This is a genomic window from Peredibacter starrii, assembly GCF_034259205.1.
GTDB lineage: Bacteria > Bdellovibrionota > Bacteriovoracia > Bacteriovoracales > Bacteriovoracaceae > Peredibacter > Peredibacter starrii.
Genome location: NZ_CP139487.1, coordinates 2,073,742 through 2,100,517, shown reverse-complemented (window position 1 = coordinate 2,100,517; position 26,776 = coordinate 2,073,742). Strand labels below are relative to the sequence as shown.

Here is a 26,776-nt window from a genome sequence, read left to right as displayed (position 1 = left end):
TCACTCATTAAGTTTTTAGAATCGGTAACCAAGCCCAATCATAAGTCGAGGTCCGCCCACGGTCTTATTGAACTTATCCGTTTGATCATCTTCACCGTAACTTTCTGAACGGTAGTAGTAATCAAGGAGAGCTCGGGCACCAAAGCCACGTTGAGTATAAAACTTATAACCAAAGCCGGCAGAGAAACCAGCGGTACTACCAGTGGCAGAGCGCTCAGGACCACCAGCGTTTTCTTCACCCGGTGAGAAGGTTGATTTCACACTTCCCATGTTCGCACCAAGGTGGAAGTAAGGGATGAAATCAAGAGTCTTACTTGGAAGTTTAGTCGGATGCCAGTTAATTCCAAGTGCAAATTCAGTTACATCATTCGTAGATGTAGCACCTTCATAGGCCTGACTGTTCTGGCGCATAAGATTGATGTTCGCCTCTAAAGAAAAATGTGAATACCATTCACGCTCTTTTTGAGGGTAATACTCTCCGCCTAGACCAATATGGTGATACGACTGAGAGTTATTAAAAGAGTTGTCACCTGTATCGGTCTTTGTACTTGAAGTAAGACCAGATATATTCAGGATACCGAAGATCTCCATGTTCTTCTCAGGAATGATCGTTGGAGTATTACTTTCTTCCAGGGCCTTAAGATCGGCAGAAGAAAGAGCATCATCACCGCCAGCACCGGCCGCTAAATCCTGAGCGCCATCGGCAAGTGGAATTCCTAATTGAGTTGGATCGGCAGCTGCACGAGTAGGAGTATCTTCTTGAACAAGGGCCTGAGATTCATCTTTCGTGATTTTTACCGCCGGAGAAATTTTAAGAGTCATTACTGAATCATTCACGATGAAATCAGCATTTACTAGACGATACACTGACCACACTGAACGGGTTGGAGAAACTCTCACACAAACCGCACGGGCAACGATACCGGCCGTAACGATAAATTTTGCATGATCGCCTTCAACCAATCCATCTTCCGTACCACGATTCACCATAAGTGTTTTGCGAGACTCAGAAGTCTTAACCACTCGAACCGTAAGTTTTTCATCAACTTCAAGTGCTAAGGCAGGCAAAGAAACCACTAACAAGAGCAATGCAAAAATCTTCATCTTTCCCCTTAAAATGAATAGGCCAGAGCGAAGTTCAATTTCCCTTCCGCTACACTGGTCTGATCAGGCAGAACTGATCCCAGTTTACTCTGCTCATATCGATCTAATTGTAAGCTTTCCATGCTGGCCGCCACTCGGAGGGCCAGATTATTTTTAAAGTTATACTTCATCCCCGCGCGAATTCCCGGGAGTGAAAGCACAGTATAGTTGGCCTTTTCCGCGACCGCTGGTGCTTCAACTGCGGCCCATCCACTACGAAGATAGACTCCCAAAAAAACTACCGGCGCTTCAATCACATAAGGCGCATATAAAGGATACCAGTTGGCACCGGCCGTAAATGAATACTCATCTACATTGGCATTACTTCCAGAAGCATCAAAGGCTGTTTTGTTTGAGCGAACTGTCGCATTTAGGGTAAAGCGTTCAAGTGTTTCATGCTTTAAAAAAGGGACTGCTTCAAAATCAAGATCAACTGAATAACGAGTGTCTCGGCGGTAGCGAGTATCGGCATCGGTTTGAGGATCGTTAAGTCCAAGCCCATAACCCAAATAAACCGTATAACGGTTTGGTGCCGACATCACATAGTCACGACGATCTTTTTCCTGAAGAACTGAAACCTGTCTTAAAGTTCCACGAAGTTCCTCGTCAGAGAAATCTTCTGACCAACTGTCACCTTTCTCCAAGATCGCGCGATAAAGTTTTGCATCTCCAATCGCTTTTTGAGACTGATTAGAAAGGAATGATTCATACTCTGTGCTGAAGTTCGAACGCTTTCTGAACTCATTACTGAAGTCGTCTTTCATCTGCTCATCATAGAACTGATCATAGCTAAACTTCGGATCATTAACTTTTTTCAGGTAACCCGTAACAAGTTTTTCAAATGTATTAAGATTCAGTTCGCGGCGAAAGTCATCTTGCGACGGACTTTTATAAAGGGCCGTGCGATATTTCTCATCTTTAAGTTTTTTCCAACCCTCAACATCCATTACATCCACATCGTTATCAGAGCGCATGTCTCTTTTATGGAGGTCGGCAATTTCCGGATATTGATTTTTTAGTTTAGCGATGCGGTCCTTATCGTCACCCAAAGCCTTCTGAACTTCGAAGGCCCGCTTGTCCTTAGTCGTAACAACGCTAATTCGACCCAGACGAGGATCGCGACGACCACTCATCATGGCCGATTCAGCAAGGATCAAATATTTTTGGCCCTTCACCATTAATTCTGCATCGTAAATTTTGTAGAGGATCCAAACCGAGTTGCCGGTATTGATTTTGATATTTCGCGCTTTTGCCACTGGAACTAAACGCAGGTCACGGGTATCGAGATCACGGATTTCTTTAACAATTACCGCGTAATCGCCTTCCTTAACTCCGTCATGAACACCTAGATTAAAGACCGCGGTTTGCCCGCTAGAAGACTGCCCGAGTAGAACGGCCCCATTAAGCGCCCATACGGGAGCTATTGTGACCATAAGCAGCACAAGATTGATCAACATCCATTTAATCAAGTTCATGAAAATATTGTGACAAAGAAACAACGTGATGAAAACACTCAATTTACGAGCAATGTCATAGGACCACTCGCTTTCTTTAAGTCCTTGATAAAGCGTTGCAAAAACTCTATAACAAAGTATCAGTTCAAAAAGGAAATTTCATGAAACGCAGACGCGAGAAAATTACTTATAACTACGAGTGCTCACTTACTGGTGAACAATTCGTAACAACAGAAAAAGCTCCACATCCAAAAGATCTAGTTTCTGTTAAGGCCTATTATGAAATGAATCCAGACATGGATGATCGTCCGGCCATTATCAAAAAGAAACTTGGTATCCAAACTAACGAAGAAAAAAACTAAGAGGCCTTTGTGGAAACACGTAAAGTCATCATCATTGGAACCGGCCCTGCTGGTTTGACTGCTGCTATTTATACTGGTCGCGCTGACCTTAAACCTCTTGTGCTTGAAGGGCACGAGCCTGGTGGGCAACTAACTCTTACGACAGAAGTGGAAAACTTCCCTGGCTTCGAGCACGGAGTTATGGGTCCAGAACTTATGGCGAGCATGAAAAAACAAGCTGCTCGTTTCGGCGCTGAATTCCAATCTCTTATGTGTACAGACGTAGATTTCTCTAAGCGTCCATTCACAGTGACTGCTTCTAACGGCCAGACTTACCTTGCTGAGACAGTGATTATTTCAACTGGTGCTTCAGCTAAATGGCTAGGTCTTCCGAATGAAAAAGAACTAACTGGCCGTGGTGTTTCTACTTGTGCAACTTGTGACGGTTTCTTCTACCGTGACAGAATCGTTCACGTTGTGGGCGGTGGTGACACAGCCATGGAAGACGCTACTTTCATCACCAAGTTCGCTAAAAAAGTTTATATCGTTCACCGTAAAGACACTCTTCGTGCTTCAAAAGCAATGCAAGAGCGTGCGATGAACAATCCTAAGATTGAGTTCCTTTGGGACACAGTTGTTTCTGAAATTAAATCAGGTCCAGCTGGTGTATCTTCAATCGTCGTTGAGAACCTTAAAACAGGTGATAAGCACGAGCGTGAAACTGATGGTCTTTTCTATGCAATTGGACACAATCCAAACACAGCATTTCTAAAAGGTCAGATCACTCTAGACGATCACGGCTTCATTAAAACTCAGAACGGTCCTGAAACAAATATCCCAGGTGTATTCGCTTGTGGTGACGTTCAAGATTCTTACTACCGTCAAGCCATCACAGCTGCGGGTTCTGGTTGCCAAGCTGCTATTAAGGCCGAGAGATTCCTCGAAGGTCACTAGACCGTGGTCAAAAAAATTCTCCATGTTAAAAATCGATTTTTAGAGTTCTACCAGCACCATGAGGTGCTGGTCTCTATTATCGTTTTCTGCGCGGGATTTCTGTTTGATGTCCTGACTCTGGGACGAATTGATGATCTGTTAAACCTGGTTCAACAGGCGATCTATCTCACCATTCTGGGAACACTTCTCATCTGTGAGATCAGAATCACTATTGGTACTCTGGCCTTATCAGAGCGCGGACAAAAATTCTGGCAATACCATAATCTCGTGGTGCACTTCCTGTTTGGATCTCTCCTTTCTGCTTACACGATTTTTTACTACACTTCGGCCTCGGCCATCACGTCCTTCTTCTTTATTGTTCTTCTCGCGGGTCTAATGCTCGCCAATGAAGTTCCGAGAATTCAGAAACTGGGTCTTCCGGTACGAGTGATCCTCTACAATATCTGTGTCATGAGCTACTTCGCTTTCTTCTATCCCATTCTGATGGGACATGTGGGTGCGATACCTTTTTGGTTAGGGATGATGAGCTCAGGAACAGTGATGCTCTTGGTTTGGAAATTAAACTTTAAAGGCAAAGAGCACGTTCATTTACTTAGACTACATGTTTTGATGCCGGCAGTGGCCGTCCATTTGGTTTTCTTGATTGGCTACTATACTTCGCTCATTCCACCGGTTCCGGTGGCGGTAAAAAAGATCGGCGTTTACTACACGGTTGAAAAAGTCGACGGCAAGTATATCGGCAAGCACCTTCGCCCGTTTTGGAAGGTCTGGGACAAGGGATCCCAGGAATTTCTGGCCCGAACCGGCGACAAGGTCACTATTCTATTATCAATTTTTTCCCCAGCACGATTTCAGGACCAGGTATTTTTGAAATGGTTCTATGATGACCCCAAACGCGGATGGGTGCTGGAAGACACCATCCCTCTAAATATTCTGGGTGGGCGAGATGAGGGGTTCCGAGGCTTCGGTTCTAAACAATTCTATCACTTAGGCAGCTGGCGAGTCATTGTTGAGACCTCAGACGGCCGTGAAGTAGGCCGAATTAACCTCGAAATCAAGGAAGATAACAGCATAGAAGAAAGAAATTATCAGGACGACATCTTCTAAAAAGACCAAGTATTTCTCACCACTTTTTTTCCCCTTTGACACTCCCCCTGAAAGTTTGAAAAAATATTGAAGAGATTTAATTCTTTGCCATGGAATGGTGAAGAGAAAAGCTCCTTAACCAAAGCAGAGAAACCAAGGACGGTGACATGCAGACTCTCTTCAATTACACAACAATCTCCACGAGGCTTGAAAAGACGACTCGTACTCTTTTCGTGACTCTTAATCGTCCAGACTGGAACAATGCTTTCCGTCTCGAGATGTTGTTTGAACTTGAGAGCCTCCTCGCTTGGTGCACGACTCGTGTCGAAATCAACTCCATCTTTATTGATTCATCATCTTCTTTTTTCTCAAGCGGATACGAATATGAAACGCTGCCTAAGACCTCTGCATCTGGCCTGGATAAAATTAATACAAAACTTCAAAAAATCATCTTCGCTATGATGCAGCTTCCACAGACAGTGGTGATTGATCTTGGTGATGGTGCTGAAACACTTGCTTCAGAATTCGCTCTTGGTGCTGATATCAGAATCGCTTCTCGCAACGCTAAGATCAGCTTCAATCACTGCCACTACGGACTCGTTCCGGCGGCTGGTGGGATGAGCATGCTCTCTACTCTTATCTCTCCATCATTTGCTCGTAATTGGGTCCTTTCAGGAGCTCCGATTAAAGCACGTGCTTTAACTGAATCGGGTTTTTTAAGTGAAACATATGAATCGGAAAACCGTTCCGATGTGATCCGTGATCTTCTGACTGATATTTCAAAAGTAGCACCGGTTCAGAGAATCCAGGCCAAGCTTGGGTTGTTTGAAACTCTTCGCTCACAGTTTGAAACAGGAATTGTGATGGATCGAAAGATCGCGAAAGCGTCTATGGTATCGGAAGACTGGAAAACGAAAAAACCAGAAACCAAAGAATTTGATTTCATGCCGGCAAAATCAATGTCGTATGCGGTGAAACTCTCCCTCATCAAGAACGATGAAGGCCCAAGAAACTTAGATCATTAATCAAAAAAAAGGGCCCGTATGGGCCCTTACTCATTTATTTTCTTTTAACTAATCCACATCTCATCATGGCAGTCATGAAAGCATTATGAGACCACGTTAACTCATAAGCACCTTGCATGTGACCGTCATAACGGTTGATCTGCTCAGACATCGCACCCTTTCTATCAGAATGGAAAAGAGCACGAGCAAATTGTTTTTCAATCAGGTCATTTAGCTTGCTGTTTTTAGCTTCGTTGCGAACCTGGCAATAAAACTCACCAAGAGCAAGTGTAGAAAGGAACCATGGGTTACCTTCTTTCGTTGTCACATAACCATCGTACTTATCTTCCGGGTAACGGCCAATCGCCACTCCCAGATTTGGATAGTCGTGATTCACTTTGTAGATCTGACGGTTAACAGAAACAAGCGTGTTCACATACTTCACAACGTGTGGTGACTTTAGCGAGAAGAGCTTTTGGTAAGGGGCATTGTGGTTAAGCGCTAGAAGTGGGGCCACATCAATATTTGAAGTCTTATATCCAAGACCACCATTTACGCGTCTGATAGTTGCTTTGATCCCGATATTAGCGTCAGTAAATTGTGACAATAGCATCTGACCAATTTGTCTCGCCTGCTCGTTATAAAAATCAGCAGCTCCAGCGTCACCAAGTTCTTGAGCTAGCTTTGCACCTTCTTGAAGGGCAGTGTGCTGAGCAAGAAGTGTGTAGAAGTGAAGACCCATTTCTTCTTCCCAAAGCTCGAAGCTTGGCTCTCTCCAGTGGTGGGCCGTGTATTCAAGATCTTTTTTGATAGGAGAATCGGCCGGAATAACGCCGTGGTAAAGTTTCTTCAGAACATAGTCCTGATTATTTTCCTGAAGCATCAGTCGAGCAAATTTAATCATGGCAACAGCACGTAGAGCCGGGCCATCATTTTGCGGACGTCCCCAACCACCTGTGTAACCAGAACCATCGATGAAGTATTTTGGCTCACCAAGGCCCGTGAAAGTTGGCTGATTCTGACGGTAAGTTTCAGAGTCAATCCAAGTGAAGATCATTTTTTTGATTTGTGGATTTTTCGTTAGCTCGTAGTAATCCACCATCGCTCTGTATGTCAGGGCCGTATCACGGACCCAGTCATAGTAATAATCAGGGTTTTCGCGGCTAGGAGATGCCACAACCATTCCTGGACGAACGTCCGGCATAGTTGAATTCTTAATGACTGTATTTAAGCTGAATCGGAATTGTTGTTCTTTAGAAGGTTGAGCAAAAGCAAGAGTCGGTAACAAAAAAAGCAAAATCCATTTCATGTCAGGTCCCTTAGTTCATGAGTATTTAAAATTTGTCTCATTTCATGCAAATCGAGTTTGTTACTATATCCCAATAGAAAACCACCGCCACCTGCTCCACACAATTTCAGAGCGAAATCGCCCGTCTCCAGACCCTGTGCCCAAAGGCCACGGACAGAAGTTGGAATCATTTCCGGAAAGAACTCCCACTGGAATTTCGAAATGTGCCAAATATGGTGAAAGAGGTTCGTTGTATCATTCTTTAAAACTGCATCAATGGCAAAGTTAACATCTTTGGCCAGAATCTCTGCACAACCCTGTTTAAATTGCGGGTCTTTCATTTTCTCTTGGTAAATGGAAACAAGCGGACCTGTCTGACGAGGCTTACCGGTATTTACCAGGAAAAAGCCTTTAAGATTTGGACGCTCTTCTAAAACTTCCACCTCATGCACGTTGTGAATGAGAAGAGGTTTTTGAATATGACTGACTAAAGGATCAAAACCAGAACTCGAACCATGGAAGAAATCTTCCAGACGAGCAAGGGCGATCTTATTTGCTTCTAAATCATCCTGAGTTTTTCCATAACGATCAAACACAGCTGCGATGACGGCACCGGAACTACCTAAACCAAAACCTTGTGGAATAGATGAATCAAACCAAAGGCCTTCACCCAAATCTTTCTTTAAAAGAGGAAGATTCATTTTCTCAGCAAGATTCAAAAGACTCTTGCGGGAATTTTCTCTCACTTCAGTTTCGTTATTTTCAGTAGACCACTTCCCTGAAAGCTCATGATACGGAAGGGCCAGGGCCTTCGAGCCATTTAAGATGGTGTATTCACCCAGAAGTAATACTTTCGCTGGATACATAGGAGTTAGCATTTAACTGGTCCCTCGCCTCTCTCATCATCGATGACTTTCACTGCAAGAGGAGCAAGTTCATGGGAAATAAAAGTTTTAATCTTGTTCTTAAATACATCCGGGTAGATCAAATGAAGATTTGGTCCAGCATCGAAAGTAAAATAAAGTGGAAGCTTGGTCTCACGTCTGAAGTCCCAGATGAGTTCCATCGCCGCAATAGAATTAGGCTTAAATAGTGTGAAAGCATTTGGTGAAGTTAAGAACATGGCATGAAGGCTCAAGGCCTCTTGCTCCAGGATCATTCCAACTTCTTCCATATCACCTGACTTCATGGCATTTACCATGCCTTTGAAGTTGTGCTTTGCCTGGGCGAAACGAGCTTCGGCAAAAGCATGCTCTTTCATGCGAGTGTGGCCATCACGGCTTGAAACACTCTTCTCTGCATCGTTGATCACTAATACTGTATCTTTTAAGTGTGCTAACTCTGGATGAACAGAAATCGGAGTCGCGTACTTATCAGATGCCTCTGCTAAATCTGCCTCACCCCAAGTGGTAAAACCTCCGTAAACCGAACGACAAGCGCTTCCAGAGGCAAGACGCGATAAGAAGCTCGCACGTTTAAAGAAGAGATCCTGATCATTCTCGTTAGAAAAAGACTGGATGTAATCAGTTAAGCACAGGGCCAATGCTGAAAGGCCAGAGGCCGAAGAAGCAATTCCAGCACCATGTGGAAACGTGTTCTTAGTTTCAATATTCAGCGCTAGCTTGTTCAACCAAGGTAGCTCTGTTGTTAATGTCTCGAGATAGTTTTTAATTTTAAGGGCAAACCGGTCTTCGCGCTTCCCTTCTAAAAACAAATCTACACCCAAAGCGTCGGCCGGTTTAAAGTCCACTTTCGTTTCAGTGAAACACTCTTTGAGTGTCATCGAAAGCGAAGGGTTGGCCGGAATCTGATGACCTTTCTTTCCCCAATATTTAACGAAGGCAATATTTGAAGGCGAGCGCCATGTGGTGCTATATGCTTTAGCTTCTAAGTGAGATAGCGAACTAATTAGACTCATTGAATTTCCGAACGAACAATTTCAGTAAATGGAATCACTGTCGTGAAACCTTTGTTTTCAAAATATTCTCTTGTCTCTTGAGGAGCGCGGTTAGAAGTTGCCAGAGCAAAATCTCCACCCCAAGCACCAAGAGACTTCACTTCACCCCAGTAATCACTGAAATGAAGATCTTTAACTTTTTCGTATTTAAGGGCGCTCGCCACGATGTCTTCGTGAGACTTAATGATCTTATTGAATGTCACAAGATCATTAGCGTGAATCATCTCTTTTGTGAGCTGAGAAATCTCCGCCACAATTTGAGACTTCCCTTCAATTTTCATATCTGTGTACTTCACCACTTCACGGGCAGAGTTTTGTTTCTGACCGAGATAAACGAAATAGAGATCATCTTTAAAAGAAGGATTAAATGGAGCTGATTCCCACTGAGGTTTTCCTTCGAATTTCTGGAAACAAAGTGGTCCCATTGCCTGCGCACAAGCAATGTCATATCCCGAGCCACCAATGGTCTTTTTGATAAGTTCGAATGGACTTACATAGGCCCATTGAGCAACGTTATAAATGAATGTTGAACTAGAACCAAGACCCCACTCAAGCGGGAACTCGATTTTCGTTTCAACGAAAACGTCCATATCATCACGAAGGAAATGAGGATTTTGAAGACGAACGGCCGATAGACAGTCCTGAACGAACTTCTCAGTCACGTCACCTGTCGGACGAATCGGTTTAAAGTGCCAGAATTCATAATCTGCTTCGAACCAGGTTTTACCTGTGTGATCGACACTCTTCCAGTTAAGAGTCGGTTGATAAGAATGACGGTATTTCACCTTCATTGATTGACCGACGGTTGTTGGTAAGGCCAGGGCCTGAGCTCCATCTAGAACGAAATACTCGCCCGATAAAAGTAGCTTACCATGTCCATAGAAATACTGATCCCGCATGCGCCTACCTTTAGTGAGTATGAACTGATTGAGTTAAAAAGTTTCTAACGGCCGTAAAGGAAACAACCTTGTCCGAGAAGTGTGTCTTCCCTTCTTCGATTTGTTCCGGTGTAGCGCCTAATTGGTTCAGGATATTGAGAAGGTGAAGTTTCATGTGACCTTTCTGGATACCAGTTGTCACAAGCGATCTCACCGCTCCGAAGTTCTGAGCAAGACCTACTGCCGCCATGACTTGCATAAGTTCAGGTGCAGTTGGATTCTCCAGAATCGCCAGAGATGTTTTCGCCAATGGGTGAAGTGAAGTAAGACCTCCAACAGTTCCCACTGCAAGTGGAATACGAATTGAGAACTTGAACTTATCACCAGCAAGGCTCACAGTTGAAAGTGAACGATACTGACCATCACGAGCAGCGTATGCATGAGCACAGGCCTCAATGGCACGGAAGTCGTTACCAGTGGCCAGAACCACTGCATCGATACCGTTCATGATGCCTTTATTATGAGTAACGGCCCGGTTTGGATCCACTTCAGCAATTCTCACTGCAGTTGCGAATTTTTCAGCAAACTCGCGAGCAGAAAGACCATTCACGGTTCCCAGTTCATCGATTGGACATTCTACCGAACACTCAACCACACAATCTGGAGTGTAGTTAGAAAGGATACACATAATGATGTGCACTTCTTTCTCAGTGTTCTCAAAACGAGAGTCCATCATCACTTCGCGCTTAAACACTTGCGCCATCTCTTCAAGGATTGAATTGATGAAGTTCGCCCCCATGGCATTACAAGTTTCGCATTCAACTTTGATTTGATAATAGTTTTCAATTTTGTCAGTCATATCAACAAGAGATAGACCAACAATCCCACCGCCACGTTTTTCCATATTAGCAGTGATTGATTCAACTGAAGAAAGAAGACGAATTCTTGCTTCTTCGAAGAAATTAACTAGTTTTGATTTCTCACCCTGCCATTGGAAGTGAACCTGGCCCACTTTACGAGTCGAAATAACTTTGGCGTGGAAACCACCACGATCAAGCCAGAATTTTGCTCCTAAAGAAGCGGCCGCCACCACTGATGATTCTTCAATCACCATAGGCACAGAATAAACTTTGCCGTTAATTAAGAAGTTCGGTGATAGACCAAACGGTAAATCGTAATTGGTAAGTGTGTTCTCAGAAAATTCATCAAAACGCTTTTGAACTTCCTGATCCTGATGCCAGTAGAGATTTAGATTTTTAACCAGTGCCGAAGAATCGCCTTGAAGCTGCTCTGAAAGCCACTCAATCTTTTGCTCTTTCGACATTTTTGAAAAGCCGCTAACTGTTTTCACTCTTCCTCCCTGTTAACCAGAAGATCTCTCGCTGTGAGAAGCGCTTCACGCTGGCGCAGAAAATAAGTACGAAGGGTCTCATAATCATTAAGTGCCGGAGTTAAAAACGCCGACGCCATACCAATGAGTGATTTCGCCTTCAATTTGGTTTTTAATTCGTAACCATCAAGCATGCTCGTGATTCCACCAGAGATTATAAATTCTTTATTTCTTGTTGGGAGAGCATTCAGGATGTCCACCATCTCGCGGGCCGAATGTCCCACATTGATGAATGGTTCTTTTGTTTCATCTTTGGTCGCACGAAGATACTCTAAGAGAGTAAAGTTTGTTCCACCAAAGGCCGCAAGTTCAATCCCTGCGATAGGAAGTTCAAGAAGAGCACGAAGACTCTTAGGACCCATGCCTTGCCCTACTTCTTTAATGATGATTTTCGTTTGAAGTTTATCCAGGACGCGGGTGAGTGTTTCTAGAGGAGGTTTAGTGAAACGATCTCCCTCAGGCTGAAACCATTCCTGAAGTGGATTGATGTGAATGATAAGACCGTCGGCCTCAACTTTCTTCACCATTTCATTGAGTTTATTTTCAGTGCCGTTGGCCACCAGCTCTTCAACCTGAGCAATGCCAATGTTCGCAAACAATGGCTGTGACCCCATGAATTTTCTAACTGCGAACTCATTTAAACGAGAATCATCAGTAAGAAGTGCGCGACACGAACCAAGACCCATACCAAGTTTAAACTCAGCACAAAGCTTAGCTAAATTTTCATTAATGTTTTTGGCGTGTTCAGTTCCACCTGTCATGCTTGAAACCCAAACCGGGTAGTCCAAATCAAAATTTAAGAATTTGGTTTTCCATTTCGCTTCTGAATTTGGATGTGCAAAAAACAGCGGTTCATAATTGAAACGCGAATCAATCTTGCTCGCAGAGGTTCGGGCCTTATTTGCGAGTTCTATGTGGTCTCCTTTCCTCTGAGCTAACTCATCAGAAAAAGGAGCTTTTGGGATAAATTCCATAGGACTTGATGTATCAAAAACTGACCACAAAGTCATGAGCAAATGTTAGACAAGGCAATAGATACAAGTATTTGAAATAATTATGAAATTGGGCCAATAACGAGAACAAATTCCCGCTTCTCTGTCTCTCCCAGACGTTTCATGACTGAACCAGGGGTTCCACGCAGGAGGGTTTCTGCTGGATTTCCGAGATCCATTCCCAGGAAAATTTCACGGTTAGAGTTGAGTTTTGAGAGCTCTTCCACTAGCTTTTTTAAACGGTACGGTGTCTCCATCCAAACCAGGGTCTCATTTTTTTTAAGCTCGCGTTTCATCCAATCCGTGCGTTCAGGGTCTTTGACCGGAACAAATCCACAAAAAGAAAAGCGGTCATGCGAAAAACCTGAAAGGGCAACTGCCAGAGCAATCGAATTAGGAAATGGTGTCGAGGTAACCTTGATACCTTGTTTGTGACAAGCATCCACTAGGTGTTGTCCCGGATCACAGAAAGCCGGAAGACCACAGTCACTTAAGAGATAAACTCTCTTGCCTGACTTCAGAAGCTTAACGATATCAGGGCGCATTTTTTCCTGAGTGTGTTCATTGAAAAGTTGGAATTTTTCAATTGCTTCTCTTGGAAGGCCCCACTTAAGCCACCGCTGACGTCCTACTTTATGTTCTTCTACTAAAAGGACAACATCTTCTTTCAGAGCATCTTCTAATAAACGTTCACGTGCCACTGTTTCAAGTGGCAGATCATCTGAAATCGGAGTAGGAACAAGAATAAGTTCGCTCACGCTTCTCCCAATGGAAGGAAAAGTTCAGGTCGATGGAAATCAGGATTCTGCTCTGGATTTGGTTCAAGAGCATAGAACTCACGGGGTTCATGATCCAAACAAGCAAAGAAGCCACCATAAAGATGAGTGCCTTTAAGTTCACTTGGAAGTTTTACTTTCATCACACCTGTCCACACTCTTCCATCCACACTTGATTCATGAGTAAACTCAAGCTCTTTTGGAGGGTGAAATGTTTTACGAGGTTCAGTGATGATCAAAGCAAATGGCTGATTGAGTGGTGATACTTGGATTTCAAGATAAGGAGCGGCCTTGTCTTGAGGATCTTTTCTTAATTGTAAAAAGGCCTCAATTACGTCTGTGTTCCAAAGTCCCCAGTTCTTCGACCAGTCCATGGTTTTTGTTTCATCCGCAAGCCATGGGCGCGAAGTGCGCTTTTGGGCGGTAAAACGAATGGTCATTTCGTTCTCTACGAATTCCCATTCGATTTTAAGACTATGAGCTGAGTGACTAGGACCGTGTTTTTTTAAAAAAGCCTGCATAGACTAAAGAATACACTTTGAGGCATACTTGGGCCATGGAATACCGCCTTTTCTTAATCATACCTCCTGGACTCGAAGACCTTGCTTTAAAGGAAGTTGAGTCGAAATGTCCTGTATCAGGGATTGATGTCTTAAAAGGTGGCCTTGAACTCAATGCAGATTTGGATTGGATCGTTAAGGCCCACACACTTTTGAAAGTTCCTACCCGCATGCTTATGCGTGTGACTGAGTTTAAGGTCCGTGACTTCCCGAAGCTTCACCAAAAGTTTGTAAACTTTAAATGGAATCAATTTCTTTCTCATCCGGAACCGGTGTTTGAGATTAGCTGCTCAAAGAGCCGCCTCATGCATACTGGTCGTATTGAAGAAACGATTAGAGGCGCTCTGGCAGATGCCTTAGTGAGGCAGCCCTTAAATCGTGACTGGGAAAAGAAAAATTATCCGCCGCAAACTTTTTACGTAAGACTGGTGGATGATAACTTAACGTTGAGTCTTGATCTCACGGGTGAGCCACTTTACAAACGTGGACTTCAAATCATTAAAGGCGAAGCTCCAATCAGAGAAAATCTGGCCTCTGCTTTTTTGATGGAACTCTTTCAGGGTTTGGAACAGGAAGTGACATTGGTTGATCCCATGTGTGGTTCGGGAACGTTTCTCACAGAGGCGATTAATTTCAGACGTCCCTTGCATCTTCGTCCTTTCGCTTTTGAGACAGCCCCTTTCTTCAAAGGGAAAATGGTTCGCTTACCACTGGTCACAATGCCATTTCCATTAAAAGAAGTTCAGGGTTTTGATCTCAACGAAGTATTGATTAAAAAAGTTTCCGAGAACTCTGAATTAAAACTCACAGTTCAAGATTCAGTGAAAACTCCAATTAGAATTGATGGTGAGTTCATTATGATTTGTAACCCTCCTTATGGAGAGCGAATCAAGATTGAAGGAAAACGCGGAAGCTTTCTGCGCGAGGCCTGGCAGAAGTTCATGACGGTAGATAAACCACTTCGATTTGGTTGGGTCCTTCCTTCAGATATGGATGACCTCTTCAAAGCACCAAGTAATTATAAACTTCTTACCAAAAGACATCTGAAAAACGGTGGCATGGCCGTGACGTACTGGATTTGGGAAAGAGTTTAGGCCGACATTAATTCGGCCTTCTCAGTTTTACTTCTATACTCAATGTCTAAGACCTTTCCGTCTCGCATTTCAATCAACATATCACATTGAGAAACGCTTTGAAGTTTGTGAGCAATAATCAGAACTGTCACTCCCGGACAACCATTCATAAGAATATCTCGAATAAGAGCATCAGTCTTATTATCCATACTGGCAGTCGCTTCATCTACGATGATAATAGGGGTCTTCCGAATAAGGGCACGCGCTAGACACAGAAGCTGTCTTTCACCACGACTGAAGTTTCCTCCCCCTTCACTCACAACAGTTTTAGGATCAAGGTTAATACCAATTCTGAGAAGAACTTCTCTAATCTCAAGGTCACTAAAGTCCCCCATTGGATCGATATTAGAACGTATGGTTCCACTAAAAAGAATCGGATTCTGAGGAATGGTACCAATGGATGAGCGGAGATTTCTTAGAGGAACATTTTTGATGTCCTCTCCACCAATTACAACTTCCCCATCATTCACTTCAATAAAGCGATGAAGAATGCCAAAGAGAGTTGATTTACCAGCACCAGTTCTTCCCACTACACCTACTTTCGCTCCGGCCGGAACTTCAAAACTTGATCCCTTAAGAACATTTGGTAAGTGAGGAGCATAGCTCGCAAAAACATTATTAAATGTAATATCGCCTTTAAGCTCAATATCAACCAACTCACCTGCATTCACGTCTTCCTTTTTAATTTCGGAAAGACTATCAAGTCTCTCGACAGAGGTCATCTGGGCCTCGGCCTCTCCGAAAGCACGGACGGTCCAGTTTAAGCTGTCCCAGAATCTGAAAGCATAAATGAGTGTCATACCGGCCAGACCTTCCGAGATATTTCCTGACTTACCAAGAAAAATGATCCCAGTTGCAGCGGCAAGTGAAAGCATTGAACTCACAAGAGGAATGCGAATAGAAAACCATCGGTTGATCAGGACCACGCCGTAGAAACCTCTTTGATAATCACTTAGTGCACGTGTAAATCTCGCTTGAAAGAATTCTTCCGCGCCATAACAGCGAATAACCGGTGCACCATTTAGCATCTCTTTAATAGAGGAAATGCGAGGAGAACGGGCCACTGACATCAAACGTTTTGCTTCTCTCATACAAACTCGGTAGTTCTTCTGAAGGAAGAAGTAAACTGCGATAACAGGTAGAACGACCGTAATCATGAGGGGAATTGCAGTTAATAAAACAAACACCGCACCAATTGAATTAAGGAATGCCATAAAGGCCTCCTCTAAAGACCAGGAAAGATCCTTTTCAACTGCATCCAGATCGCGAGAAAAGCGATTTAGAATTCGACCACTTGGATTTGCATCAAAGTATCGCACATGAGCACCAAGCACTCCATCCAGGGCCTTGCCATGAAGAGATTTCGCCGCATGAATTGCCTTCTTCGACCAATAAAAATGTTGAAAAGCGCAGACCGATATCGTGAAAAGACCTATCAAGGCATAAACGCCAAGATAGTAGACATTCATATCCGAATTGCTGGATAAACTTTGAGTCCATTTCGATAGCCAAGAATTTTGAAGAATGGGCAACATCATGGCACTCAAAGAGCTCAGTAGAAGAAGTCCGATGGTCTTTGGAAGATTCTTCTTGGAGAATCCTGCCATCGCTCTTATATAACTCCAGTATAGTTTTAGAGAAACTTCACCTCGCTCCTGATCTTCAACTTCCACCACTTGATGGTTTGAAGATGATTCACTCTTCTGAGGGGCGTCTGCCGCTTTGGCCGGAGAAGTACCCTTAGATTCCTCTTTAGAGTTCTCAAGATAGAAGTTTTTGAATTCATGATTAGAGGCCAGAAGCTCTTCAAATGACCCATTGGCCACAATCTTACCATCTCGAAGAAAAACAATTCGATCAAATTGCTTCAAATGTCCAAGTCGATGTGTCGTCACAATACGGGTACAAGTTGACCATGATCCTAAAATAAGTCGTTCAAATACTTCTCCTTCAGTTTTAGGATCCAGGGCCGAGAAAGGATCATCTAAAATCACCAGTTGTGGAACATGCATGGCCGCTCGGGCAAGGTTCACACGTTGCTTTTGTCCACCAGAGAGATTTCCACCACCTTCGATGATTTCAGTTTCAAGACCAGCAGGCAATAGTTCAAGGTCATGTTCTAAACATGAAGCATATAGCGCCTTTTTAAGAACAATTTCATCCACAATTGAAGCACCCATAGTGATGTTCATTTCTAATGAGTCATGAAACAAAAATGGATCCTGAGGAACATAGGCAACACGAGGATGTCCATCGATATTGATTTGACCTTCAAATGAAGGTATCTCATCCAGGATAAGCTTGATGAGACTTGATTTACCGGATCCAACGACACCAACAACTGCTACATTCTCACCACTTTGAATATCGAGAGAAACCTGGTCCAGTACTTTTTCTTTTTGAGGATAATTTACCGTGATGTTTTCAACTTTGATTGAAGGGGCCTTACGGTCACCTTCAAGGGAAAACTTCTTTGGAGCTTGAAATACAAGAATGCTCGCAACTCTCTCACCCGCAATAAATGATGAGCTAAAGTCTCCCAAAACCTTTGGTAATTGTCTGAAACATGGCTCTAGATAACTAAAGAGCATCAAACAAGTAAATGCAGTGGCCACATCAAGAACTTTGCCTTGAAACAAGTAAGAAGAAAAGGCCACCAAGGTCACCATGAGACTTGCGAATAGATAACTTCCACTTGAGAGAGTTTTAAACTTCGCGAGCTTTAACCAAGTGGCCTCCTCTTTTGATCGCTGATCTTCAATTTCGTTATGAACATGCTTTTCCCAAACAAAAGACTTAATCACGCGAATACCATCAAGAAACTGAGACATCCGCCCCAGTCTTTCATCCCGTAGACTCATGATCTCGCCTTGAACTTTTGAAAACTTTCCTGAGAAGAATCGGCTCAATGGCAGAAGAAAGGCCATGATGACGATGGGTGCGACAGCAGTGAAGCCGATATATTTAAAAAGTAAAAAAGCAACCGCTCCCATCGTAAGAACAATTTGCAGAATCTCACCCAGGGCCCACAATGAAGCTCCGGCCATCTCTGCATCCGCACTGGTGCGATTAAGAATCTGACCTTTATTTGAATCAAGGGATTTAGAATTTAAAATCGATTGAGAGATTCTCTGATTAATCCCATTGGCCGCAGACTGAGTTGAAGTAACGGAATGATAGACGTAATGCTGTCCAAGGATGGCAGACACTAACTGAACACCACAAAGACCCAGAGCAGTTAAAAGACCAGTAGCAACCTCAACCTCACCTTTTGCGACTAAACCAATGGTTTCAATCAAACGGTGAATGAGTACAGGTGCTACCATTTTGAAAATGAGAATAAATGAAATAAGGATCAGGAGTTTGATCGCTTGAGGTTTGAGAACACGCAGCTGCTCGAAAAGAAACTTCTTCCCTCCGCCTTGCCCACTCAAGTTATCAAAACCTTCGAGATAAGAGTGTGGGGCCCATAATTTTGGAAGTTCAGGAATGTCTTTTAACTCAAGGGGCCTCTTAGCTCCTTGTTTGATCATTGGAGAAACATTTGAGAAGAATATTTTTTTTAACATAAGCGACCTATAGAATTGTCATCTGATTTTTTACTGAAGATGAATCTATAGAATCACTTAAGGCATGATGTTAAAAGTTAATTTTAAAGATGATTTGAAGAGTGAAAGAGTGAATTTCTTCACTCCCTTACATTAATAATTTGAGTAGGATTTCTCTTCACGAAGTGCTGAACCTAATTTGTTATTTAAGTCGGATTTTATTTGAGCACGCTTATCGTTCTCATGATAAACAAAACGAGCTAACTGGATAAACTCTTCACCAAAATCCTGGGAACGCTCGCATTTCCTAATTTTATCTTCAATCTCCCAAAGATTCTCATTGGTTTCTTTAAGCCGACCATAAAGTTCATCTACTTCTACCGTAAAAGGAACTCTTTCTTCTCTGATATCCAGAAGGTAGGCCAGTTCTCGATTAATATTTTCCAACTTATGAGACTCCGCAATCCTGTCTTGTTTAATTTCGAGAATAGAGATCTTATCCATTAATTCCCCGACAGAGATTGGCACCACAATATTCTCCATAAAATTCCTCCACTGCTAAACATTCATTAAGGGTTCCAGGGTCAGACGAAGCGAGAAATCGAGTTTTTCGCCCGGACGAATTTCACCGCACTCTTGCTTCTTATGGGCCTCGCTTAAATCATAGTGGCCGGCATTGGTGGGCTCCATCATCGAAACATAGTGACCATTGAATCCACCGTAACTTTGAAACAGCCATACGTAGGGAAAAATATCTTTGGGAAATTGAAATTTTAGTCGAGTTTGCGTGGCGGGGTTAAAGACGGCACACATGCCCTCCTCTAACTGACTTAGCCTAACGAATTCCCGAGTGTGCCCATCCTCTGGGAGGGCCTTTTGGATATTAACGTATTCACCGCTCTCTGCCACTCCAATCGGAAAAACCGTTTTTCGATCAATTCCAATGAGACGACTAAAGCCCAGGGCGACTGGCTCCATGTAGGAACCTGGCATATGAAACTCATCACCGGGTTCAATCGCTAATGCAGGATGAAATTTAAAAATAAAAGGCAGATTCATTGAAGCACGGGATTCAATTTTATAATTAATTTTCAATTCGCTCTCACTTAAGTGAAAACGCTTCTGAATGATCACTGGATAAGTTTCGCATTCCAGTTCGAACAGGGCCTCACTTTTATCCACCGTCGGGATTTGCTGCCAGGTTCTGCGCCAAAGTTCACCATGATCAGTAAGTTTAAATTGATTGATCTCTACCGGAGCATCATTGGGGAAGACCTCTTCCCAGCCTCCTTCCCAATTTTCATCAAAGCCATCCAACTCATGAAGTTCTTTCTTTACTTCGGGCGAATACTTCCAGACCCAATCTTTACCCGTTCGTTTATCAATAAAATGCTCGACCCTGGCCCCCCGGCCATCACTAATTTTAACCATCAGGTTTTTGTTCTCTAAGGTAATCATATAGACCTCACTAAATTGGTAATGGATAAATGGCCTGAAAATCAAAACAGGGAGTTGGTTCTTCCTCTAAAAGAATTCGGGCCTTTTCAAAAATGAGTTCTGGATCAATATCAAGACAAGCATTCGTGCCTTTTGGGCATACACTTTTGTAGCAATAACGACAGTCCACGTCCTTGTATAGAATTTGATGGGGAACCATCCAGGGAGTGTGCTGAGGATTTGTGAGAGCATAAAGCACCAGCACTGGAGTACCTAAGGCCGCGGCCATATGAACTGGCCCCGAGTTATTGGAGATAATAAGAGGTGCTTTCTGTATCAAAGCAATCATCTCTTTTAAGGAAAGCTTTCCGGCAAGATTGATTGAATCATGTCTCATTAGAGATTGGATTTCAGAAATAATCTCCCTCTCATCAGACCCACCGGTGAAAAGGACTTTAATTCCTAGTTCTTCTGTAATTAAATCAGCGACTGCTGCAAAACCCGAGGTTTTGTAACGTCGGGATTCTGCTGTAGCTCCTGGATGAATAATGATCCAAGGCGATTGGAGATCCATTAACTTTCCTTCCACTTCCAGTTTGGCCTTCGGATCAACTGCTAAAATTAAGGGACGAGGATCACGGGAAGCGCCCAATTCGTGAACGAGATCGAGGTGGCGCTTCACTTCATGTCTAAGAATCTCATGAGGTTCAGTTTCTTTGATCCAATCTGTAAGAAGTGAATAAGGATTTTCCCTACAAATGGCGGCCCGCAAAGGAATGCCGGCCAAATAACAGAGCATGGCCGAAGGTAAAGGATTCTGACTATAAACAGTGAATATGATCACACCATCGAACTTCTCTTTTTTAAGTAACTCGATCATCTCAAAATCAGGCCCCGGATCATTTAAGGTCCCACTGGCCTTGAGCCACGGCGCATGGTAAGAGATCACTTGATCGAAGAGCGGAATGGATTTTGCTATTTCCATTCCCTGCTTTGAGGTTAAAAGGGTCAGTCTTCTATCCGGTAATTGTTTTTTTAGGGCCGAAAGTGCCGGAGTCGTCATCATGACGTCACCCATAGCATCCAATCGAATACAAAGTATGTTTTTAGCGTCTAACCATGCGTTCATAATCCTCGCTCCTGAGACATAATAATCAGAGCAGCGCCGAAGAGATCTTTTGCCATGTGATCAGGCTCTCTATATTCATTCAAGACCCATTCTGTTTCATTCCCATTATCAATGAGGATGGTTTTACATCCCGCTCTTTTCCCGGCCTCAATATCATCCAGGATGTCACCGATCATCCAGGAATGACTGAGCTCAATTCCATGCTCAAGTGCCGCCCGCTCTAGCATGAGGGTTCCGGGTTTACGACAGGCACACCCGTCATCCGGGCCATGAGGACAGTAGTGAAAACCTTGGAGCTCTCCTCCAAGGTCTGAGAACATCAGGGCCATTTTGTTTCTCACAAAAGTGAGATCAATCTCTTGAAATAAACCCAGGGCAACTCCTTTTTGATTAGTGACGATATGAAACTGGAAATGATCCTTCAGTTTTCGAATGGCAAACTCCGCCCCCCTCGAAAATCTGATCTTGGTGACGTCCACATTAAAAGGAACGTCCTCAACCAGTGTCCCGTCCTTATCAAAAAAAATTGCCCTCGACTCCATATCAACCTCTTACGGCCAGGAAGTTTCCTTCATGGGAAGCACCATCACCTCTGGGATAACAGATTCATGAGGCAAATACAGAATTTGAGAAATAACATTCGCCACATTTGAAGGTGGTTGTAGAGTGGAGATATCGATGTCCGGGAATCGATCAAGTAGAAATGGTGTTCTCATGCCTCCACAAATGACGGCCGTCACCTTCACTCCCATCTCTCTTCCTTCAACGTGGAGAGCGTGAGTAAAACCGAGAAGTCCCCACTTGCTGGCGTGATAGGCAGAGGCATTGGCCCAACTGCGTTTAGCGGCAGTGGAAACGATATTAATGATATTCCCTTTTTTCTTATGCATAATTCGAAGGGCCTCTTTAGAAAGCACAAATGGACCAGTCAAATTGGTGCTTAAAATGTCATTCCATTTGTTCACAGGCATCTCAGTTATCGGTGTCGTGAGATCAATCCCTGCGTTATTGATCAGCACATCCAGACTTCCATACTGCTGAACAATGTTGTCCAGTTTTTCAGGAATCTTTTCAAAATTCGTGACATTGAGTTCGATCGCTGTTGCTTTACCGCCATTCTGTTCAATTTCCTTGGCAATTTTTTGTGCCTTCTCCAGATGAATGTCGGCCACGATGGTTTTCATTTCATGGTTAGCAAGAGTTCGGCAAATTTCCGATCCAAGACCACTTGCTCCACCAGTAACCAGCGCTACCTTACCTGAAACTTGACTCTGAGTTTGCATTCAGAACCTCCCTGTTATATTGAAAAGAATAATTATTTTTAAAAGACTTATTTGTGATGGCCGAAATGAGAATATCTTCGATTTTTCGTGCCATGTGCTCCCAACGAAAATGTTGTTTCACACGACTAAGAGACTCTAACCCAAACTTCTCTCTTAATTGATCATCTTTCATAATTTTTGAAAGTGCCTCTTTCAAAGCAATAGGATCATTAGGAGGAACCAGAAGACCGGTTTTTTCGTGCTTCACCGTATACTTAATTCCACCCACATTCGAACCAATCACCGGAGTACCGCAGGCCATAGACTCTACCGGAGTAATGCCAAAAGGCTCATACCAGGGAGTTGTCACAAAAACATCTGCAGCACTGTAGTAGATCTTAAGTGCTTGTCGGGATTTACTTCCGGCAAACATCACTCTTGCTGAGATTCCTTCCTGGTCGGCAATTGCTTTTAGTCTTCCAATTTCTGGTGTGCGGATGGGACAGGCGTCCTCACTTTCCCCACCCACGATGACAAGACGAGATTCTTTATTGTTCTCTTTAAGATAGTGAGCAAATCCACGAATGACGTTATCTGCCCCTTTTCGAGGAACCATTCGTCCCAAATGAAGGACGACTTCCTCATTGTCTTTAAGGCCCAACGCCTTTTTGGCCTCAGCCTTTTTTATGGGATACATTTCTTCGTCATCAAATCCACAAGGTACGATGTCGATTTCCTTATGATGAGCATCGTAGAGTTCTACTAAATCTGAAAGATCCTGAGGACATTCGGCAATGATCCCATCTGCCTCTTTAACCAAAGAATCTTCCACATCAAATCGCTCATCAGAAAATCCATCGTTTTTCCCTTGATGGATGCGACGAACTTTCCCCAAAGCATGGAAGGTAATCACAAAAGGAATGCTCAGATGGCGCTTGAGGTTCGCGCCCACTAAACCAGACATCCAAAAATTACTATGAATAACATCAAACGGGGTTGGGCGCTTTTTTATATAATCCAACATGAAGGTGGTAAACTCATCCATATAGGGAAGTAGCTTTTCTTTCTCAATGAACTCTTCCGGGCCAGCGGGAACATTAACAAGCTTAAAGCCCTCATCCAGTGTTTGTTCCACCGGTTGCGACGGACAATCCTTTCGAGTGAAGACTTCAACAGTATGACCGAACTGACTTAGGTATTTTGCCAATTGAGCTACATAGAGATTCTGTCCTCCAGCATCTTTACCACCGAGTGCACTTATGGGCGAAGCATGTTCACTTATAATCGCAATATGCATAATTAGCTCCTTACGACTTCATGAAGAGTCTTGTTCCAATCTCTGACAAAACGATCCATTCCAAAGCGTTCAACAGCGGCCCTGCGGGCCTTCTCTCCCCAATCCTCGGCAAGACTTTTATTTCTAATCAATTCTTTGGCCGCAATTGTGAGTTCTTCCGGACGAGTCGAAATAAAACCCGATACATTGTTTTCTACCACTGTCGCGAGTTCAGTTGTGGCAAGGCCAATGATAGGCATTCCAATCATCATCGCCTCACATATAGAAAGTCCAAGACTGGTATAACGAATAGGATTAAAAAAATATCGATAGCTTGAACAAAAATGAGGAAGTTCCTGATGAGAGACTTCACCAATTCCATTGGCCTCTTCCCACCCCATTCCTACCAAATCAAGATCAACTTCCTTGGATGCCTCTTGGTAGATATCCAAACCAAGTCTTCGACCTCGTTTGGCAATGTTATTAACAATTACGATTCCTTTCTCGAGATCTCCGTTGTAACGAACACCTTCAGGAATTTTTACACCATGATCAATCACAGTGGTGGGAGATTTCTGGCAGTCCCACATCAAGCGATTGAAGTCTGTCACATGCACAATCATAGTTCCCGGATCATTGACTGGATGAATGGTATTAGTCGGATTTTCTCTCGGAGGATCATGCTCCAAATAGATTCTTGGAAGCTCCTGCTGCTCTTTACTTAAGACCTCATGTTGGTGGATTAAGTAATTGTCATGATGTTGGAATAGGATGCAGTCAAACTTTTGCTTTTTGACTTCGTCGAATGGTATTTCATGGAGATTAGAGGGCCAGGCATAACTAGGAGTGATTCCGCAATATCCGAGGGCATCGTCTTCCCTTTTGGGAAGATAAATGTCATGAGGGATATGCGACAGGTAATAAAGATAACTTCCGTGAATATGCCAGGTGAAGATTTTAAGGCGTTTCATAAAACTTCTCCGATCAAATGAATCACTTCTTGAAGACTGGGGCGGACAAGTGCACGGTGTAAGTTGCCATCTAAGGGGGCCCAGCGGTCCGGGCTGGTTTCAGTGAAAATAACAATACTTTTTTTCTTCAAGGCCGCACTTATATGAGAGACACCAGTATCGTTACAAATAAGGCCTGAGCTTTGCTGAATAAGGGCCGACAAGGGGCCAATGGGAAGATTTAATGATGCTGCATCAAAGGCATCCGACTTCATGCTCTTCATTATGCCTTGAACAAGTTCACTTTCATTTGAAGAACCGGTGAATACAACTTTAGTGCCTCTATCAGAAATTTCGTCAGCGAGACGACTAAAGAGCATTCTGTCCCAGCGTTTTGATTCAGTTGATGCTCCGGGATGGATGCAAACATATCTACTTGGTAAGCACAGGTCCAAGACCATTTTTTTGTCTTCTTTAGAAAGTGGAAATTCAAGTTCTGGATCAGGTTTTTCAATTTCTAAAATCTCTAAAAGCGCTAGACATCTTTCGACCTCATGCAGGTCATTTGGATAAGTAAGATAGTCCTGATTCTTGGGCCCTTGATGAAATCCAATGCATCTCTTGGCACCAAAGAGATTTATGAGTTCATTACTGACTTCCCCGCTTCCATGAAGCTGAACGGCCAGATCAAATTCACGCTCTTGCATGTCAGAAAGAAATCTAGTGACTTCATTCGGAGAAAAGTTCAATTCAGGCATTCCGGGAAATCCAGAAAATGGAATAAACTCATCTATTAGATGAGAATATCTTTCAAAAAGATTTTTCATGCTCGGTAAAGACACTAAACTTATTTCAGCATCAGGATAGTGCGTACGAATGGCCTTCAGTGCTGGAATTGAGCAGATCATGTCTCCCAATTTCAACGCACGCAAAATGACAATCTTCATAACTTGAACCTCGCATTGGACAGACGAGATTTTGCAATTGAAGTGCCATAAATTTAGTGAGTGATTTCAACTGAGGATTTGAACAGTGTCGGGGTAATGTGACCTGTAAACGTGACTTGTTGTTTTGCTGATGTTTTTAATTTTTTGGTTTATTTTTTTTACTGAAATCGATTTTTAATGTCTTTTTGCTATAGACCACTCCCGCCACACAGAGCGCATTAACAATAAAAATTTTAATAAGACCATTTCTCGCCTGTCCATAAGGCGCAAACAGCCACATGTAATTAATGGAGATCATGGTAATCAAACATATGACCAAGCAAATGAGGGCAAAGATAGATTGAAAGTCGTTTTTGTTAAATTGCATGTAATCCCCGTTCCTAATAATAGGTTCAGGGATTACCTGATGAAATACAACAGAATTCTTATGAATCTACAATAGTTCCGCCGTTTGGATGCAGTACTTGCCCGGTCATATACGAGGCCTCTTTACTGGCAAGCCACGTGAAACATCCAGCAACTTCATTGGGTTGTCCGGCCCTTTTTAAGGGGGTGTCCTTTCCAAACTCCTCTACCTGCTTCTCATTGAAAGAGGCCGGTATTAGAGGCGTCCATATAGGACCAGGGGCAACGGCATTCACCCTCACCTTCTTTTCCGCTAAACTTTGTGACAAAGATCGGGTCAAGGAAACGATGGCCCCCTTAGTTGAACTATAGTCCATCAACTTAGGATTGCCTTTATAGGCGGTCACAGAGGCATTATTGATAATACATCCATTCACCTTCTCAATATGTGGAAGCGCTTCCTGAGTTAAGTAGAAGTATGAATAAATATTTGTTTTGAAAGTTTGTAAAAGTTGCTCCTGACTAATCTTGGTAAACTCTTCTTCAACGTGCTGCTCGGCCGCATTATTAATCAGAACATCAATTCTTCCAAACGCACTGATGGTCTTATTAACAGCTTCTGAACAAAAGGTCTTTTCTCCAATGTCTCCTCTGATGAGTAGACATTTGGATCCAAAACTCTCGATCATGGCCTTTGTCTCGTTGGCGTCTTTGTCCTCATCCTTATAGATCACAGCAATGGATGCTCCTTCATTGGCAAAGGCGAGAGAAACAGCTCTTCCGATTCCGCTATCCCCTCCTGAAATGAGGACAACTTGGTCTAAAAATTTATGTACGCCCTCGTAGAAAGGCATAAAATTTGGTTTAGGAGACATCTTATGTTCTTTTCCTGGTTGATGCTCTTGAGTTTGAGGCTCCATAATCAC

The 26,776-nt window shown here is 43.2% G+C and carries 25 protein-coding genes; 5 read left to right on the top strand and 20 right to left on the bottom strand.

Annotation, left to right across the window (positions count from 1 at the left end; all coding sequences use genetic code 11):
• Nucleotides 1-15: 15 nt before the first annotated feature.
• Both SOO65_RS10700 and SOO65_RS10695 read right to left on the bottom strand, forming a co-directional pair.
• Nucleotides 16-1,104: an outer membrane beta-barrel protein gene (locus tag SOO65_RS10700; RefSeq protein WP_321389345.1), complete on the bottom strand. Its 1,089-nt coding sequence runs from the start codon at nucleotides 1,102-1,104 to the stop codon at nucleotides 16-18.
• Nucleotides 1,105-1,112: 8 nt separating this feature from the next.
• Complete coding sequence (locus tag SOO65_RS10695) at nucleotides 1,113-2,618, bottom strand: hypothetical protein (RefSeq protein WP_321389342.1); 1,506 nt, start codon at nucleotides 2,616-2,618, stop codon at nucleotides 1,113-1,115.
• A gap of 140 nt (nucleotides 2,619-2,758) precedes the next feature.
• Between SOO65_RS10695 and SOO65_RS10690 the strand changes: the two genes are divergently transcribed.
• From SOO65_RS10690 to SOO65_RS10675, 4 genes are all read left to right on the top strand, one after another.
• On the top strand, nucleotides 2,759-2,959 hold the full coding sequence (locus tag SOO65_RS10690) for a hypothetical protein (RefSeq protein WP_321389339.1): 201 nt from the start codon (nucleotides 2,759-2,761) through the stop codon (nucleotides 2,957-2,959).
• A 9-nt stretch (nucleotides 2,960-2,968) separates the two neighbouring features.
• Nucleotides 2,969-3,892 carry a thioredoxin-disulfide reductase gene (trxB, locus tag SOO65_RS10685; RefSeq protein ID WP_321389337.1) on the top strand — a complete coding sequence of 308 codons (924 nt, stop codon included), beginning with the start codon at nucleotides 2,969-2,971 and terminating at the stop codon, nucleotides 3,890-3,892.
• A gap of 3 nt (nucleotides 3,893-3,895) precedes the next feature.
• Nucleotides 3,896-4,999: a DUF2914 domain-containing protein gene (locus SOO65_RS10680; protein WP_321389335.1), complete on the top strand. Its 1,104-nt coding sequence runs from the start codon at nucleotides 3,896-3,898 to the stop codon at nucleotides 4,997-4,999.
• A 146-nt stretch (nucleotides 5,000-5,145) separates the two neighbouring features.
• Nucleotides 5,146-6,003, top strand: a complete 858-nt coding sequence (locus tag SOO65_RS10675) for an enoyl-CoA hydratase/isomerase family protein (RefSeq protein ID WP_321389333.1) — start codon at nucleotides 5,146-5,148, stop codon at nucleotides 6,001-6,003.
• Nucleotides 6,004-6,037: 34 nt separating this feature from the next.
• Here SOO65_RS10675 and SOO65_RS10670 read toward each other — a convergent pair whose 3' ends face one another.
• The 8 genes from SOO65_RS10670 to SOO65_RS10635 are packed head-to-tail and all read right to left on the bottom strand — an operon-like array spanning nucleotide 6,038 to nucleotide 13,784.
• On the bottom strand, nucleotides 6,038-7,291 hold the full coding sequence (locus tag SOO65_RS10670; RefSeq protein ID WP_321389331.1) for a glycoside hydrolase family 15 protein: 1,254 nt from the start codon (nucleotides 7,289-7,291) through the stop codon (nucleotides 6,038-6,040).
• Nucleotides 7,288-8,148 carry a mevalonate kinase family protein gene (locus SOO65_RS10665; RefSeq protein WP_321389329.1) on the bottom strand — a complete coding sequence of 287 codons (861 nt, stop codon included), beginning with the start codon at nucleotides 8,146-8,148 and terminating at the stop codon, nucleotides 7,288-7,290. Before SOO65_RS10665 ends, SOO65_RS10670 begins: the two co-directional genes overlap by 4 nt.
• The gene (gene mvaD / locus SOO65_RS10660) at nucleotides 8,142-9,188 is read right to left on the bottom strand and encodes a diphosphomevalonate decarboxylase (protein ID WP_321389326.1); all 1,047 of its coding nucleotides are present in this window, start codon (nucleotides 9,186-9,188) and stop codon (nucleotides 8,142-8,144) included. The genes SOO65_RS10665 and mvaD overlap by 7 nt, the downstream gene beginning before the upstream one ends.
• Nucleotides 9,185-10,126: a GYDIA family GHMP kinase gene (locus tag SOO65_RS10655; protein ID WP_321389323.1), complete on the bottom strand. Its 942-nt coding sequence runs from the start codon at nucleotides 10,124-10,126 to the stop codon at nucleotides 9,185-9,187. Before SOO65_RS10655 ends, mvaD begins: the two co-directional genes overlap by 4 nt.
• 10 nt (nucleotides 10,127-10,136) lie before the next feature.
• Complete coding sequence (locus SOO65_RS10650; RefSeq protein WP_321389320.1) at nucleotides 10,137-11,456, bottom strand: hydroxymethylglutaryl-CoA reductase, degradative; 1,320 nt, start codon at nucleotides 11,454-11,456, stop codon at nucleotides 10,137-10,139.
• Entirely contained in the window at nucleotides 11,453-12,505 is a 1,053-nt protein-coding gene (locus SOO65_RS10645) for a beta/alpha barrel domain-containing protein (RefSeq protein WP_321389316.1), read from the bottom strand. The genes SOO65_RS10650 and SOO65_RS10645 overlap by 4 nt, the downstream gene beginning before the upstream one ends.
• A gap of 44 nt (nucleotides 12,506-12,549) precedes the next feature.
• Nucleotides 12,550-13,245, bottom strand: coding sequence for an SAM-dependent methyltransferase (locus SOO65_RS10640; protein WP_321389313.1), 696 nt, complete (start codon nucleotides 13,243-13,245; stop codon nucleotides 12,550-12,552).
• On the bottom strand, nucleotides 13,242-13,784 hold the full coding sequence (locus SOO65_RS10635; RefSeq protein ID WP_321389308.1) for a DOMON domain-containing protein: 543 nt from the start codon (nucleotides 13,782-13,784) through the stop codon (nucleotides 13,242-13,244). Before SOO65_RS10635 ends, SOO65_RS10640 begins: the two co-directional genes overlap by 4 nt.
• Nucleotides 13,785-13,819: 35 nt before the next feature.
• Between SOO65_RS10635 and SOO65_RS10630 the strand changes: the two genes are divergently transcribed.
• Nucleotides 13,820-14,917 carry a hypothetical protein gene (locus SOO65_RS10630; protein WP_321389305.1) on the top strand — a complete coding sequence of 366 codons (1,098 nt, stop codon included), beginning with the start codon at nucleotides 13,820-13,822 and terminating at the stop codon, nucleotides 14,915-14,917.
• Here SOO65_RS10630 and SOO65_RS10625 read toward each other — a convergent pair.
• The 10 genes from SOO65_RS10625 to SOO65_RS10580 form a co-directional block, all read right to left on the bottom strand.
• Nucleotides 14,914-18,525, bottom strand: coding sequence for an ABC transporter transmembrane domain-containing protein (locus SOO65_RS10625; protein WP_321389302.1), 3,612 nt, complete (start codon nucleotides 18,523-18,525; stop codon nucleotides 14,914-14,916). The genes SOO65_RS10630 and SOO65_RS10625 overlap by 4 nt on opposite strands.
• Before the next feature lie 132 nt (nucleotides 18,526-18,657).
• Complete coding sequence (locus tag SOO65_RS10620) at nucleotides 18,658-19,047, bottom strand: DUF6165 family protein (RefSeq protein WP_321389299.1); 390 nt, start codon at nucleotides 19,045-19,047, stop codon at nucleotides 18,658-18,660.
• Between the two features lie 15 nt (nucleotides 19,048-19,062).
• A complete protein-coding gene (locus tag SOO65_RS10615; protein ID WP_321389296.1) occupies nucleotides 19,063-19,962 on the bottom strand; it encodes an aldose epimerase family protein in 900 nt (299 codons plus the stop codon).
• A gap of 10 nt (nucleotides 19,963-19,972) precedes the next feature.
• Complete coding sequence (waaF, locus tag SOO65_RS10610; protein ID WP_321389295.1) at nucleotides 19,973-21,070, bottom strand: lipopolysaccharide heptosyltransferase II; 1,098 nt, start codon at nucleotides 21,068-21,070, stop codon at nucleotides 19,973-19,975.
• Nucleotides 21,067-21,612 carry a D-glycero-alpha-D-manno-heptose-1,7-bisphosphate 7-phosphatase gene (locus SOO65_RS10605; RefSeq protein ID WP_321389292.1) on the bottom strand — a complete coding sequence of 182 codons (546 nt, stop codon included), beginning with the start codon at nucleotides 21,610-21,612 and terminating at the stop codon, nucleotides 21,067-21,069. The genes waaF and SOO65_RS10605 overlap by 4 nt, the downstream gene beginning before the upstream one ends.
• Nucleotides 21,613-21,621: 9 nt before the next feature.
• A complete protein-coding gene (locus SOO65_RS10600) occupies nucleotides 21,622-22,353 on the bottom strand; it encodes an SDR family oxidoreductase (RefSeq protein ID WP_321389290.1) in 732 nt (243 codons plus the stop codon).
• Complete coding sequence (locus SOO65_RS10595) at nucleotides 22,325-23,629, bottom strand: glycosyltransferase family 4 protein (protein WP_321389285.1); 1,305 nt, start codon at nucleotides 23,627-23,629, stop codon at nucleotides 22,325-22,327. Before SOO65_RS10595 ends, SOO65_RS10600 begins: the two co-directional genes overlap by 29 nt.
• A 2-nt stretch (nucleotides 23,630-23,631) precedes the next feature.
• A complete protein-coding gene (locus SOO65_RS10590) occupies nucleotides 23,632-24,579 on the bottom strand; it encodes a glycosyltransferase (RefSeq protein ID WP_321400162.1) in 948 nt (315 codons plus the stop codon).
• Nucleotides 24,576-25,505, bottom strand: coding sequence for a glycosyltransferase family 9 protein (locus SOO65_RS10585; RefSeq protein WP_321400160.1), 930 nt, complete (start codon nucleotides 25,503-25,505; stop codon nucleotides 24,576-24,578). The genes SOO65_RS10590 and SOO65_RS10585 overlap by 4 nt, the downstream gene beginning before the upstream one ends.
• A 425-nt stretch (nucleotides 25,506-25,930) precedes the next feature.
• Nucleotides 25,931-26,770 carry an SDR family oxidoreductase gene (locus SOO65_RS10580; RefSeq protein ID WP_321400158.1) on the bottom strand — a complete coding sequence of 280 codons (840 nt, stop codon included), beginning with the start codon at nucleotides 26,768-26,770 and terminating at the stop codon, nucleotides 25,931-25,933.
• Between the last annotated feature and the right edge of the window lie 6 nt (nucleotides 26,771-26,776).

Excerpts from the sequence above, each read along its gene's own strand:
- SOO65_RS10700 (WP_321389345.1), bottom strand. The coding sequence starts at position 1,104 with ATGAAGATTTTTGCATTGCTCTTGTTAGTGGTTTCTTTGCCTGCCTTA.
- SOO65_RS10695 (WP_321389342.1), bottom strand. The coding sequence starts at position 2,618 with ATGAACTTGATTAAATGGATGTTGATCAATCTTGTGCTGCTTATGGTC.
- SOO65_RS10690 (WP_321389339.1), top strand. The coding sequence starts at position 2,759 with ATGAAACGCAGACGCGAGAAAATTACTTATAACTACGAGTGCTCACTT.
- SOO65_RS10675 (WP_321389333.1), top strand. The coding sequence starts at position 5,146 with ATGCAGACTCTCTTCAATTACACAACAATCTCCACGAGGCTTGAAAAG.
- SOO65_RS10670 (WP_321389331.1), bottom strand. The coding sequence starts at position 7,291 with ATGAAATGGATTTTGCTTTTTTTGTTACCGACTCTTGCTTTTGCTCAA.
- SOO65_RS10665 (WP_321389329.1), bottom strand. The coding sequence starts at position 8,148 with ATGCTAACTCCTATGTATCCAGCGAAAGTATTACTTCTGGGTGAATAC.
- mvaD (WP_321389326.1), bottom strand. The coding sequence starts at position 9,188 with ATGAGTCTAATTAGTTCGCTATCTCACTTAGAAGCTAAAGCATATAGC.
- SOO65_RS10655 (WP_321389323.1), bottom strand. The coding sequence starts at position 10,126 with ATGCGGGATCAGTATTTCTATGGACATGGTAAGCTACTTTTATCGGGC.
- SOO65_RS10645 (WP_321389316.1), bottom strand. The coding sequence starts at position 12,505 with ATGACTTTGTGGTCAGTTTTTGATACATCAAGTCCTATGGAATTTATC.
- SOO65_RS10635 (WP_321389308.1), bottom strand. The coding sequence starts at position 13,784 with ATGCAGGCTTTTTTAAAAAAACACGGTCCTAGTCACTCAGCTCATAGT.
- SOO65_RS10630 (WP_321389305.1), top strand. The coding sequence starts at position 13,820 with ATGGAATACCGCCTTTTCTTAATCATACCTCCTGGACTCGAAGACCTT.
- SOO65_RS10625 (WP_321389302.1), bottom strand. The coding sequence starts at position 18,525 with ATGTTAAAAAAAATATTCTTCTCAAATGTTTCTCCAATGATCAAACAA.
- SOO65_RS10620 (WP_321389299.1), bottom strand. The coding sequence starts at position 19,047 with ATGGAGAATATTGTGGTGCCAATCTCTGTCGGGGAATTAATGGATAAG.
- SOO65_RS10615 (WP_321389296.1), bottom strand. The coding sequence starts at position 19,962 with ATGATTACCTTAGAGAACAAAAACCTGATGGTTAAAATTAGTGATGGC.
- waaF (WP_321389295.1), bottom strand. The coding sequence starts at position 21,070 with ATGAACGCATGGTTAGACGCTAAAAACATACTTTGTATTCGATTGGAT.
- SOO65_RS10605 (WP_321389292.1), bottom strand. The coding sequence starts at position 21,612 with ATGGAGTCGAGGGCAATTTTTTTTGATAAGGACGGGACACTGGTTGAG.
- SOO65_RS10600 (WP_321389290.1), bottom strand. The coding sequence starts at position 22,353 with ATGCAAACTCAGAGTCAAGTTTCAGGTAAGGTAGCGCTGGTTACTGGT.
- SOO65_RS10595 (WP_321389285.1), bottom strand. The coding sequence starts at position 23,629 with ATGCATATTGCGATTATAAGTGAACATGCTTCGCCCATAAGTGCACTC.
- SOO65_RS10590 (WP_321400162.1), bottom strand. The coding sequence starts at position 24,579 with ATGAAACGCCTTAAAATCTTCACCTGGCATATTCACGGAAGTTATCTT.
- SOO65_RS10585 (WP_321400160.1), bottom strand. The coding sequence starts at position 25,505 with ATGAAGATTGTCATTTTGCGTGCGTTGAAATTGGGAGACATGATCTGC.
- SOO65_RS10580 (WP_321400158.1), bottom strand. The coding sequence starts at position 26,770 with ATGGAGCCTCAAACTCAAGAGCATCAACCAGGAAAAGAACATAAGATG.